At 33.4% G+C, this 13,866-nt stretch carries 8 protein-coding genes; 6 read left to right on the plus strand and 2 right to left on the minus strand.

All coding sequences use genetic code 11. The annotated features are described in order from the left end of the window. Positions 1-546: 546 nt before the first annotated feature. Both J3U36_RS07805 and J3U36_RS07810 read left to right on the plus strand, forming a co-directional pair. Positions 547-1,260 carry a helix-turn-helix domain-containing protein gene (locus tag J3U36_RS07805; protein WP_065557746.1) on the plus strand — a complete coding sequence of 238 codons (714 nt, stop codon included), beginning with the start codon at positions 547-549 and terminating at the stop codon, positions 1,258-1,260. A 63-nt stretch (positions 1,261-1,323) separates the two neighbouring features. Next, positions 1,324-2,379 (plus strand): YdgH/BhsA/McbA-like domain containing protein, encoded by a 1,056-nt coding sequence (locus J3U36_RS07810; protein ID WP_267378723.1) that lies wholly within the window; start codon positions 1,324-1,326, stop codon positions 2,377-2,379. A 46-nt stretch (positions 2,380-2,425) separates the two neighbouring features. Here the strand turns inward: J3U36_RS07810 and hrpA are convergent, their stop codons facing one another. Next, positions 2,426-6,307: an ATP-dependent RNA helicase HrpA gene (gene hrpA, locus J3U36_RS07815; protein ID WP_416379822.1), complete on the minus strand. Its 3,882-nt coding sequence runs from the start codon at positions 6,305-6,307 to the stop codon at positions 2,426-2,428. Positions 6,308-6,380: 73 nt separating this feature from the next. On the opposite strand from hrpA, the gene J3U36_RS07820 reads away from it, so the two are divergent. The 4 genes from J3U36_RS07820 (at position 6,381) to J3U36_RS07835 (ending at position 12,269) form a co-directional block, all read left to right on the plus strand. Next, a complete protein-coding gene (locus J3U36_RS07820) occupies positions 6,381-6,800 on the plus strand; it encodes an META domain-containing protein (protein WP_065557749.1) in 420 nt (139 codons plus the stop codon). 334 nt (positions 6,801-7,134) lie between these two features. Further along, positions 7,135-8,547 carry a pyruvate kinase PykF gene (pykF, locus tag J3U36_RS07825; RefSeq protein ID WP_267350949.1) on the plus strand — a complete coding sequence of 471 codons (1,413 nt, stop codon included), beginning with the start codon at positions 7,135-7,137 and terminating at the stop codon, positions 8,545-8,547. A 125-nt stretch (positions 8,548-8,672) separates the two neighbouring features. Next, the gene (ppk1, locus tag J3U36_RS07830; RefSeq protein WP_267350947.1) at positions 8,673-10,733 is read left to right on the plus strand and encodes a polyphosphate kinase 1; all 2,061 of its coding nucleotides are present in this window, start codon (positions 8,673-8,675) and stop codon (positions 10,731-10,733) included. 66 nt (positions 10,734-10,799) lie between these two features. Beyond that, positions 10,800-12,269 (plus strand): exopolyphosphatase, encoded by a 1,470-nt coding sequence (locus J3U36_RS07835; protein ID WP_416379824.1) that lies wholly within the window; start codon positions 10,800-10,802, stop codon positions 12,267-12,269. 80 nt (positions 12,270-12,349) lie between these two features. On the opposite strand, the gene J3U36_RS07840 is transcribed toward J3U36_RS07835, so the two are convergent. Further along, entirely contained in the window at positions 12,350-13,813 is a 1,464-nt protein-coding gene (locus J3U36_RS07840) for a DASS family sodium-coupled anion symporter (protein WP_267378713.1), read from the minus strand. Between the last annotated feature and the right edge of the window lie 53 nt (positions 13,814-13,866).

Here is a 13,866-nt window from a genome sequence, read left to right on the forward strand (position 1 = left end):
TGAGCTTTAAAAAATTAACTTGAATTCGTAATTATAAATCATTGAACTAGATTTAATTTTTACTTATAAATCTTATATAACGCCCTATTCTTCATGAACATTATAACCATATGAATGAAAAAATATTTTAGATTTTTATTGTTTTTAATCAGTTGGATAAGATTTGGATAATGTATATTATGTTAAATACAATCATTATTACGAACTTAAAATGATTTTCAGTTATATCTCCGTTTTGCTAAACCCTACTTTCAATTCAAAATTGATTAAAAGTTCTTTAACTATCAGATCAAACCGTAATTTAACCTTTTAGAGTGATAGTCAATATCATAATATAAAATCGATTATCTTTAGTATATAATTGCCAACACCTATTAATACTTTTCATTATTATGCTTATTTTAATGCTTGCCTTCTGTTAATTTAAACTAAATGAACGTTTTGTTGATTAATAATTTAAACTATATGAATTGGCCAATTGTTGTTTTATCATAAAAATATGTTACTCTTGGCTAGAACTGAACTTGGATTAATGATTAATTTATTATGCAAACTACCAATAAGAATATACGATCAAAAAGTTATTCAGTTCCTTGCGAATTATGCAGTATAGGCTCTTTATGTCTACCAATGTTATTAAATAATACTTTAAATAATGTTTTGGAACGTAAAAAGACTTATGCTAAAGATGAACTCATAGTATCCAAGAGCACTGATTTTACTCGGTTTTTTATTATTCATTCTGGTGCTGTAAAAACCTATGTTACAACATCAGACAATAAAGAACAGATTAATGGCTTTTATCTACCTGGTGATATTGTTGGACTGGATTCTATATCAACTAAAATATATAATAACAACATTAAAGCGCTTACTAATACTTTAGCTTGTGAATTGCGTTATGAAGAACTAATGTCTTTAGTTGAATCAAATGCTTGTGTCAGAAGCATGATATTTAGGTTATTAAGTAATGACATTTATAACTATCAAAAATTAATTTTATGTTATTCTCAGAAAAAGGCTGATGAACGCCTAGCCTATTTTATATATTCTCTTTATAGAAGATATGAAAATCGTGGTCACACATCACTAAACATAAAGTTATCTATGAGCCGTAGTGATATAGCAAATTATTTAGGTTTAACGATTGAAACCGTAAGCCGAATTTTGTCGAAACTACAAGAACAAGATATTTTACACGTTAAAGGCAGATATATTTTCATTAAAAATTTAAATGCGCTAATAAGTTTAGGTAACTGATTTTTTTATGTTAAAATAACAAATATTTAATATACGATTTAAAAATTGTAAGGTTTATAGAATATGACGAGTTTAAAGAAAACACTTATTGCTGCTATGGTTACATTTGTTCCTATGTATTCTTATGCGGCTCAGCAGTTAACTGAAGAACAAGCAAGCAACTTGCAGTCTTTCAAACAAATTTCTGTTCGAGGTGCATTTTATACTGATAGCGATTATGTGTTGGCTATGTCTAAAGCAGCAGACAAAGAAGGTGCTGCGTCTTTCTATATTACAACGACAAATATCAGCCCTTCTAATGATACTTTGCGTATTGTTTATGCTAAATTGTACAAAGCTAATGCACCTAAAGCCGAAGAGAAAAATGACAGCTTTCGCCAATTTGGTGGAGTCTACGAATACCCTAAATCTAAAGCTATTCGCCTAGAACCTTATGATATTGTTCGTATTCGTGGTTATTTCCCAAGTGAATATGATATTAATCAATCAATTGCAAAAGAAGCTTTAAACAAAGGTGCTTATGCTTACTATATTGATAATCGTTCAGAATTAGGAAGTAATTTGCAGGTTGTTGCCTATTTATTTAAGAAAGATGCACCAGAACGTAAACTTCAACCTGAAAATGCAATCCCTTATGATTCCGAAGCAGGACAATTAGCTTTAGCCCAAGGTGGCGAAGCCGCAATGCAGGTTGAAAGACCGGGGTATTATTCACCATCTGCATTTAATGAAAAGTTTTATGCTGATAAATTTAATAACAAAGTCAAAGTTATCGATACAGCTTCTTCTACTAATTCGACTGCAACGACTATTACAACAGCACAAACTAATACTACTTCAGAAAAAACTGAAGTCATGAGCGAACCACAGCGCGTAAATCGTTACACTGTCACTCTTTCGGATGGTCGTAAAATTCAAGAATTAAATGATGGAACAGCAGCTAAAATGGTTCCTTTCAATACAATAAAATTCCGTGGCTATTATGTCACAGATCAGGAAATTTCATATCAAGCAGGTAAAAGAGCGATAGAAGCTGGTGCCAAGTATTATCATATTGCTAGAATTGCACAAGATACAAATGGCCCTAATATTACCGTGTTTGTTGACTTATATCGTTAATCTTTAATTTGGGCGCATTAGCGCCCTTTTCTATTAGGCTAATTTGTTATAATTCTGATTTTATCAACTCAATCTGTTGTTTAATTCTTTTAGCTGATATTGGATAAGGAGTGCCCATCTGCTGTGCAAATAAGTTAACTCTTAACTCTTCTATCATCCAGCGTATTTCAAGAACACGATTATCTAATTTCTGATTTTTTGAAAGGCTACTTAAAAAGTGATGATAATAATTCTGAATTTCCTCAATAATATTCATTGATTGTCTATCTTTTGTCGTATTAAGCATTAATTTTTCAATTCGTTTTTCAATTGCGGATAAATATCGATAGATATCATTTAATCTGTGGTAACCTGATTGTGCAACAAACCCCTTATAAACTAAATGATTAAGCTGATTTTTAATATCAGATAAGGCAAAAGCTAAAGATAAATCGACACGCCCTTTCAACCTTTTATTAATATTAAAATGAAGTGTTAAGATGGCTTCTACTTGTTTGGCTATATCAACCACAACTTGGTTAATATTCGCTTTTGTATATTCAAGTAATTGTTGATACTGCTCAGCAGTTTGAATAAGTTTATTATTCTTTCCAATCAAATAGTCAATGCCACAGGCTATACAATCATCAATAAGATCGAGTACAGTACCAAATGAGTTAAAATAGAGACCTAATTTAGATTTATTCGGTAACTTTTCATGTAAATATTTGATTGGTGAAGGAATATTTATCATGAGAAGACGTCTTAAACCAAGTTTAGTTAATCGCTGTTGCTCGATTTGATTATCGACTAACTTAATACTGACTGATTTATAATCATCTACAATGGCTGGATATGCTTTGACTGTGTAATTTTTTTGTTTTTCTTCATAAATAGCCGGTAGGGTACCAAATGTCCAATCGGTTAGGTTATTTAACTCAATTGGATTTGCTGATTTTTTAGTAGTCAATGAGGATAATGCTGATTGTATTTTAGCTTTTAATTGCTCTTTTAAAAGATTAAGATCTTTGCCATGAGCAATTTCATTACCTTGATTATCTATAATGCTAAAGATAATTCTTAAATAATTTGGAACTTGATCCCACTGCCAATCCTCATGAGTAATTTGAACCCCCGTCATTTTTCGAAATTCATGCTCTAATGTTTCAAGTAACGGATGTTTGATCGATGTTACTCTACTTAAGAATGCTTCAGCATAATTAGGTGCAGGAACCAAACTGCGCCGTAAAGACTTAGGTAATGATTTAATAAGGGATACTATCAATTCTTTTCTAAAACCGGGTACTTGCCAGTCAAATCCATCATTTTTGATTTGATTCAATATATCAATAGGAATTCTAACAGTGACACCGTCACGGTTATTACCTAAATCAAACTCATAATTAAGAGGCAGTTTGAATTGATCTTGATACCAATAATCAGGGAACTGAGTTAAATCAATCAATTGTGCTGATTGGTTAATTAACATCTGTTTTTCAAAATTGAGAAAATCAGGTGAAGTTTTTTGCTTTTGCTTCCACCAATTGTCAAAATGTTTAACTGAAACAATTGATTTATCAATACGCTGATCATAGAAATCAAATAACTGATCATCATCGATTAAAATGTCTTGACGACGGGATTTGTGTTCAAGATCTTCGACTTCATTAATCAACTTTTGGTTTAGTTTATAAAATTTATGATTAGTAATCCAATCCCCTTCTACCAAAGCATGTCTTATAAAAAAGTGACGGGATAACACAGGATCTATCTGGCTGTAATTTACAATTCGATTTTGGACTATAGGCAATCCAAATAATGTCACTTTTTCATTTGCAATTGTAGTGCCCTGTTTTTTTGACCACCTAGGTTCACTATAGCTGTATTTCACTAAATGTTTAGCTATGGGTTCAATCCATTCTGCATCAATTTTAGCTACTGTTCTCCCCCATAGTCGGCTGGTTTCAACAAGCTCACTGGCAACGCACCATTTAGGTTGAGTTTTAAATAACACTGAATTTGGAAAAATGGCAAACTTGATATTTCGAGCACCAAGGTATTCGTTTCTTTCAATCTCTTTTAAACCAATATGTGAAAGTAGACCACTTAATAAAGCCACATGTAATGATCGATAATCTGCGGGTTGACTATTGATTGGAAAAGATAATTGTTTAATGGTCTGACGAATTTGAGTATAGACGTCTTGCCATTCACGAATGCGGAGATAATTCAAATACTCTTTCGGGCATAACTTTCTAAACTGATTACCCGATAACAGGGTTTGTTGCTCTTGAATATAATTCCATAAATTAATAAGAGAAATAAAATCTGAATCTTTATCTGCAAAACGTTTGTGCTTCTCATCTGAAGCCTGTTGTTTATCAAAAGGGCGTTCTCTTGGGTCTTGAATTGACAACGCTGCGGTTACTATCATAACTTCTTTAGTGCAACCTAATCGTCTTGCTTCAACTAACATTCTGGCTAATCTAGGATCAATCGGTAATTGTGCCAAAATTTTGCCTATTTGAGTTAAATGATATTGATGATGCTTAGTGAATATGGCACCAAGTTCTTCTAATAAACGAATTCCATCACGAATATATTTTGAATCGGGAGCCTCGACAAAAGGAAAAGCAGCTATATCACCCAAACCTAACGATGTCATTTGTAATATGACAGAAGCAAGATTTGTACGTAAGATTTCAGGGTCGGTAAATTCAGGGCGAGATAAAAAATCTTGTTCATCATAAAGACGAATACAAATACCATCTGAAGTACGTCCACATCGACCTTTTCGTTGATTAGCTGAAGCCTGCGATATGGGTTCAATCGGTAAACGTTGAACTTTAGTTCGATAACTGTAGCGACTTATTCTTGCCAGTCCAGGATCGATGACATATTTAATTCCGGGTACGGTTAATGAAGTTTCCGCTACATTGGTAGCAAGCACAATGCGTCGTTTAGAATGTGGTTGAAAAATACGGTTTTGCTCGGAAGCAGATAACCTAGCGTATAACGGTAATATATCGGTATGACGTAATTCAAGCTTGTTTAGTGTATCGGCTAAATCACGTATTTCTCGCTCACCAGTTAAAAATATTAAAATATCATCTGAACTCTCTTTTGATAACTCATCAATTGCATCAATGATAGGTTGAAAATCACTATTTTTGTTAATCTCTTTATCATCTTCGTTATCATATATTGGCGGACGATATCGTACCTCGACAGGATAGGTTCTTCCAGATACTTCTATAATAGGCGCATGATTAAAATGGTTAGAAAATCGCTCAACATCAATGGTTGCAGACGTTATGATCACTTTCAAATCAGGGCGTTTAGGTAACAATTGTTTCAGATATCCCAAAATAAAATCAATATTAAGACTACGTTCATGAGCTTCATCGATAATGATAGTATCGTATTGCAATAAAAGTTTATCTTTTTGAATTTCAGCCAGCAAAATGCCATCAGTCATTAATTTTATCAATGTGGTATCACTAACCTGATCAGAAAATCTGACTTTATAACCGACTAACTGCCCTATTTCGGTATTTAACTCTTCCGCTATGCGATTAGCGACAGAACGGGCTGCAAGCCGCCTTGGTTGGGTATGTCCAATATATCCTTTTACACCTAAACCTAATTCTAAACAGATTTTAGGAATTTGTGTTGTTTTACCGGAACCAGTTTCACCTGCAATAATTACCACTTGGTGCTGCTGAATCGCATGGTAAATTTCTGATTTTTTTTCAGCCACAGGTAAATTAGACGGATATTCAATCTGTGCAGGTAAAGACGTCAATCTTGCTTGATAATGTGAAACAGCTTGAGTTACCGCTAAATTGATTTTTGCTAGATCTTGATTATTCTTAGCAAGCTTCAATATTTTATGCTTGTCTAAGAAAGACATTGATTCTAGAAATTTAATTTGCTGTTGAGATAACATAAAGAGTAAAATATTTGTAAGTAATTTTAATTAAATCTATTATAACAAATTTAAACTATCATTAGGAGTTAAGATGAAAAAGACATTACTATTAACATCATTATTTGCAGGAGCTTTAGTAGTAACTGGATGTGGAGAATCAAATAAAATTAAAGCTGAAGATTTGTTACATCACCATTTTGTATTGGTAAAAGCGAATGGACAAGATGTTTCTTCAGATAAAGCTGCAGAACTTGAGTTTGGCGAAAATATGAATATTACTGGAAAAATGTGTAACCGATTTGTCGCAAAAGTTACCTTAGAAAATGAAACAATCAAAGGTGCAGGCGTTGGTATGACAAAGATGCTTTGTAATGATGAACAATTAGATAAGTTAGATGGCATTATTACCCAAATGATTACAGAAGGTGCAAAAGTCAGCTTGAACAAAGATCAATTGACATTGAAAAATGAAAGCAATGAACTCATTTATCAACTTAAAGATCTGATGTAATAGCAATGAATGTCGTTAAGAACATCTTGCCATTTGTATTCGTTAATTAGGATGATTCTTCTTTTGTTTTCGTCAAATATAATCTAGTTTTTTTGATAAAAAACTTTATTTAAAGTGTGGTTAAGACTATAATAAACACAGATTTTTAAGGATATATATTTTTTGATGAAAATATTTAATTTTTCAAAGATTGCAGTTAATACAAGTAACTTTTTGGGTTACTGCTAACTTATTACATACCAATGCATGGGCATTGGTTTTTTTTTGCGTGAACATAATTAAAAACAGTTTATTTAAAATTAAACTTCAACCTTAACAACTAGTAGATAATATTATGAAAAAGACAAAAATCGTTTGTACTATTGGACCAAAATCAGAATCAAAAGAAATGCTAGCTAAGTTATTAAATGCAGGCATGAACGTAATGCGTTTGAACTTTTCCCATGGTGATTATGAAGAACATGGAAATCGTATCAAAAACCTACGTGAAGTCATGCAAGAAACAGGTTTAAAAGCAGCAATTATGCTTGATACTAAAGGTCCTGAAATTCGTACAATTAAATTGGAAGGTGGGAATGACGTTTCACTAGTTGCAGGTCAAACATTCACATTCACAACTGACGAAACAGTCATTGGGAACGCTGAGCGCGTAGCTGTAACATATAAAGGTTTTGCTCAAGATCTTAAAGTGGGTAATCGCGTTCTTGTTGATGATGGCTTAATTGCGATGGAAGTCAAAGAAATAAAAGGCAACGAAGTCATCTGTACCGTATTGAATAATGGTGATTTAGGTGAAAACAAAGGTATTAATTTACCTGGTGTTTCAATAAAATTACCGGCACTTGCAGAAAAAGATAAAAATGACCTTATTTTTGGTTGTGAACAAGGTGTTGATTTTATCGCTGCGTCATTTATTCGTAAACGCTCAGATGTTGAAGATATTCGCGCACATTTGAAATCTCATGGCGGTGAAGAGATTAAAATTATCTCTAAAATTGAAAACCAAGAAGGATTAGATAATTTTGATGAAATTTTGGAAGCATCTGACGGTATCATGGTTGCTCGTGGTGATTTAGGTGTGGAAATTGCGGTTGAAGAAGTTATTTTTGCTCAAAAAATGATGATTCAAAAATGTAATAAAGCTTCTAAACCTGTTATTACTGCAACTCAAATGCTTGACTCTATGATTAAAAACCCACGCCCTACTCGTGCTGAAGCGGGTGACGTGGCAAATGCCATTATTGACGGAACTGATGCAGTCATGCTTTCAGGCGAAAGTGCTAAAGGTAAATACCCATTAGAAACCGTTAATGTTATGGCGACTATCTGTAAACGTACAGACATTACCATTCCTGCTTCTTTAGAGCTTACTGCCAAAGAAGAAAAATTACGTATTACTGCGGCTGTTTGTTGTGGTGCGGTAGAAATAGCTGAACGTCTAAGTGCGCCTTTAATTGTTGTTGCAACTCGTAGTGGTAAATCTGCTCGTGAAGTCCGTCATTATTTCCCTAGAGCGCGTATTTTAGCATTATCATCAAGTCAAAAAACGGTTAATCAATTAGCCCTAACAAAAGGTGTTGAGCCAATTTTAATTGATGCTATTAATTCAACAGATGATTTTTACCGTTTAGGTAAAGAGTTAGCTGTAAAAATTTGTGGTTTACAACAAGGTGATACTATTGTCATGGTATCAGGTGCTTTAGTACCAAGTGGCACAACGAATACCACTTCAGTTCACCGTATTTAGGTAAAGTTGCTTTAAAGCAAAAATTGTTTAATATATTTAAATTAAAAGCTAGCGTTATGCTAGCTTTTTTTTTAAGTTAAGTTATCCTGTATTAAATTTCATTATTGTATTTTAAGAGATAAAGAATGCTACAAGAAAAAGTGTATTTTCCCAAAGAACTTAGTTGGCTTGCTTTTAATCAACGTGTTTTACAAGAAGCAGCAGACAAAAGTAATCCACTTATTGAGCGTGTTCGATTTTTAGGCATTTATTCCAGCAATCTCGATGAATTTTATAAAGTACAATACGCCAATTTGAAAAAATATGTATTAATTGAACAGGAACAAGGACAGTCCGCTACTTCTAACGCAAAGTTATTATTAAGGCAAGTTAATCAGAAAGTCATACAACTTGAACTCCAGTTTGATCAACTGTATAACGAATTATTACTTGAAATGGCAAGAAATCAAATTTTCTTAATTAATGAGAGACAACTTTCATCTTATCAGGAAGATTGGATAAAAAACTATTATAAACAGAATTTAAGACAATACATTACCCCAATATTACTGGATAGTCACACAGAACTGATCCAATTTTTAAAAGATGATCATGCTTATTTGGCCGTTGAAATTATCTGTGATGAAAAGATAAGTTATGCCCTGCTTGAGTTACCAACCGACAACGCACCTCGATTTGTACTTTTGCCGTCAGAAGTATCAACCAAAAATAAATCAATTATCTTTTTGGATAACATCCTTCGTTATTGTTTATCTGATATCTTCAAAGTCTTTTTTGATGCCACAGAACTGAATGCATATTCAATCAATATCAATCGAGATGCAGAATATGAATTAAATACAGAATTAGACAGTTTGTTAGAATTAATGTCTCAAGGATTGAAGCAGCGATTGACGGCACAACCTGTTCGTTTTACTTATCAAAAAGATATGCCTAAAGCATTATTTGAGTTATTAATCAGTAAATTAAGATTAACTGAACAAGATGCCATGCCAGGTGGACGTTACCCTAATTTTAAAGATCTGGCTAACTTTCCTGATCTTGGTGGAAAAAACCTTTTAAATAAACGATTACCGAGTTTGGCTTATAATCGCTTTAAAAAGTTTAGAAATGCGTTTGCGACGATTAAAGATCGTGATGTACTTCTTTATTACCCTTACTACTCGTTTGGGCATGTATTAGAAATTATGCGACAAGCTTCATTTGATCCGGCTGTAACCCATATCCGCATGAATATCTATCGGGTAGCAAAAGACTCACGATTTATCCATGCAGCAATTAATGCTGCTAATAACGGTAAAAAAGTCACCGTAGTGGTTGAACTTCAGGCTCGATTTGATGAGGAAGCAAATATTAAATGGGCAAAAAGACTACTCAGTAGTGGAATCAAAGTTATCTATTCACAACCCAAACTCAAAATTCATGCCAAACTATTTTTAATTGATCGTCGTGAAGAAAACAAGATTGTTCGATATGCACATATTGGATCGGGGAATTTCAACGAAAAAACTGCTCGTGTGTATACAGATTTTTCATTATTAACCGCCGATCCAGCCATTACAGACGAAGTAATAAAAGTGTTTAATTTTATTGAAAATCCATTCAAGCCAGTTTCGTTCAATCATTTGCTTGTTTCCCCTCAAAATACGCGTTTGCGTTTTCATGAATTTATTGAAAGAGAAATTCAAAATGCCAAAGCAGGAAAACCTTCAGGCATCTATTTAAAGCTTAATGCGATCACTGATAAAGAGATGATAGACCAGTTATACCGTGCATCATGCGAAGGTGTAAAAATTAGAATGATTGTTCGAGGAACCTGTGTTTTAGAACCTCAAATTCCCAATCTGAGTGAAAATATATATGTAACTAGTATCGTCGATCAATATTTAGAGCACGCACGGGTATATATATTTGAAAATGATGGTAAAAAAGATACTTTCATCTCCTCTGCTGACTGGATGCCACGTAATTTGGATAACCGCATAGAAGTAGGTGTGAAGATATTTGATCCTATCTTAAAATCAACTATTCATGATATTTTTAATATCCAATGTAATGATAATGTCAAAGCACGAATTATTGATAAAGAAAACATGAATAATTATGTTCAACGCGGTAATAAGAAAAAAATTCGAGCACAGCACGCTATTTATGATTATTTAAAACAATTAGAAGCCAAACAATAAGGATATCTAAACGTGAAGAAATCTAATGAATATGCGGTTATTGATCTCGGTTCTAACAGTTTTCATATGATTATTGCACGAATCATTAATGGTGCAACACAGATAATTTATAAAAATAAAAAGAATATACATTTGGCGACTGGATTAGATGAAAATAATCAATTAAGTGACTCGAGTATTAAACGGGGAATAGAGTGTCTTGAACTGTTTGCTGAACGTTTAAATGGATTTCCTCCGGAAAATGTGAGAATTGTTGCAACTTACACACTTCGTGTTGCATCAAACAGGCATAAGTTTTTGAAGGCTGCAGCTAAAATATTACCTTACCCTATAGAAATTATTTCAGGTCAAGAAGAAGCCCGTTTAGTCTATTTAGGTACTATGACCGCTGAACCCACTTCATCAATTGATACTAAATTTGTTATTGATATTGGCGGAGGATCAACTGAAATTGCGATTGGCAAAGGCAATGACCTTAAACCTATCATTGTCGCTAGTCGTCCAATGGGCTGCGTAACCTTTAATAAAAGTTTTTTTCCACAACAAAAGATTGATGAAGAGTCATTTCAACGAGCAAAACTTGCAGCCGAGCAACAAATTGAAACCATGATTAGTACTATCAAAAAACAGAATATTACGGTTGCTTTTGGTACATCAGGAACCATTAAATCTATTCATCATATTCTATTAGATCTTGGTGTGAGTGACGGTATTATTACCCCGAAGAGATTAGATGATTTAGTTAGTTATGTATTGGACTTTGAAACATTTGATGATATTACCTACCCTTCACTATCCGATGAACGTAAACAGGTTTTTGTGAGTGGACTGGCAATATTTTGTGGTGTATTTAATGCATTGGGATTAAATTCGTTGCAGTATAGTTCTAATGCTTTACGTGAAGGGGTTTTATATGAATTAATCGGTGGCCCTAATTATCGAGACATACGTCAAACCACCGCCGAATCTTTATCTAAACACTACAATATCGATCAGCGTCATGCTATGCAAGTTGTCAAAACAGCAAAATACTTTTTTTTACAATGGAAAGAGCAAGCACAAATCGATATTCCAATTTGTGTCGAATCCATTTTATATTGGGCGGCTCTTTTACATGAAGTAGGATTAAAAATTAACTTTTCGTCTGTGCATAAACATTCAAGTTACATTCTGCAAAACAGCAATTTGCCGGGATTTAACGAAGAACAACAACTGTTATTATCGACACTCGTTCGTTATCATCGAAAATCAATTAATATTGAAGCATTTCCTTATTTTAGCCTTTTTGAATTTAAACATATTATTTCATTATTACAAATACTCAGACTCTCCATTCTGATCAATAATCAACGCTCTACAGAGATTAATTTGAATGCATTTCGATTAAAATTAGTTAAAGACAAATTGACCAAAATGACATTCGAAATTGACACTAATTTTGTGGAAAGTAATAAATTGATTTTATTAGATTTAGAGCAGGAACAAAAATATTGGCAGGCCATTAATGATTGGAGTTTATCGATTATTTTGTTATGAGATTATCATAATTAGAGGATAAAAAAACCGCCAATTTCTGACGGTTTTTTTGTTGAATAGTGTTTAAGATACGTTATTTCTTAACCTAATTCCAACATTTTCCACCACAAAAGACCAACGGTAAACACAATGGTTAAGTTAACAACGCTACAGATAAATCCTACTTTCCACCATGTTTTGACTGGAACAAAACCTTCAGCAAATAACAACGGATTTCGAGCATTGGCAAATTGGGTAATGGAACCAAAATAGTTGGTACAAATAACTAATGCAAATATCGCAATCATTGGTGGAACATGAAGTGCCACGGCTACAGATAAGAATACTGGAAATAGCGCCGCAATATGCGCATTGCCACTAGCAAAGAAATAGTGTAAATAAACATAGGCAATAGACAAAATAATAATAACTTGTACCCAGCTATTATCAATAAATTGGTTTTCTACTGCACGACCGATAGTATCGCCTAACCATTTTGTAACACCTAGCTTATTGACTTGTCCTGCTATCATTAATAAAGCCGCAAACCAAATTAAGGTATCCCATGCCGCTTTTTCACCTTTCACATCATCCCAGCTTAGCACACCAGTTAAGATTAAAATTGTTAAACCAATAAAAGCAGTCGTTGTTGCATCAACACCTAAATAGTCTTTACCGAAAATCCAAAGACCTAACAATAAAATTACCGTACCACCCATGATAATTTCTTTAGCGGTGATTGGTCCCATTTTCTTCAACTCTTCAACAGCTAATCTTGGTGCATCAGGTGTTTTTTTAAGTTCTGGATTGGTTAAAAAATAAATAACTAATGGAATCACAATAAAAGAAACCAAACAAGGTACGATAGCGGCAATAAACCACTGTCCCCATCCCAATGTCACGTCTAATGTTTCTGTGACTAATTTAGCGGCTAATAAATTACCGGTAAATGCAGTCAAAAACATTGCTGAGGTAATATCATTGATATGACTTATGGTTAACATTAAAAAAGTGCCAATTCGATTTCTTGATTCATCCTTCGGATTAGAATTAAAGTTAATCGATAACGCTTCAGCGATTGGATAAATCACACCACCAGCACGAGCTGTCGTACTTGGAATGGCAGGCGCCAATGCCACATCTGTTACAGCTAAACCATAAGCTAAGCCTAAAGTGTTTTTACCTAAAATTTTTACTAAATAATAAGCAATACGTTTGCTTAAACCAGTTTTAATAAATCCTCGCGCAATCATAAATGCAACAACGATCAACCAAATTAAGCTACTATTCAATTCGCTCAACGATATTTTGATTGATTCGGTTGCATTAGCGGCACCAGATGGTCTTAAAATAGCAAAAACCGTAATGGCTAATAAGCCAATTGCGCCAATTGGCATAATTTCTGCAACAATACAGGCAATCGTTGCCACAAAAATAATGCTTGTTCGCCAACCTTCTGTACTTATTCCTTGTGGAGGCGAAACAAATAGCCATAATATTGCTGAAATAGCAGCAATAATTATGAGTGGTAACCATTTTACTGGTGGTTTTTTCACTGCGTTCATAATAATTTCCTTCTTTAATGTAAAAACGTAATTAATTCATTTAAAACAATAAA

The organism is Gilliamella sp. B3817 (genome assembly GCF_026536705.1).
Taxonomy (GTDB): domain Bacteria; phylum Pseudomonadota; class Gammaproteobacteria; order Enterobacterales; family Orbaceae; genus Gilliamella; species Gilliamella apicola_I.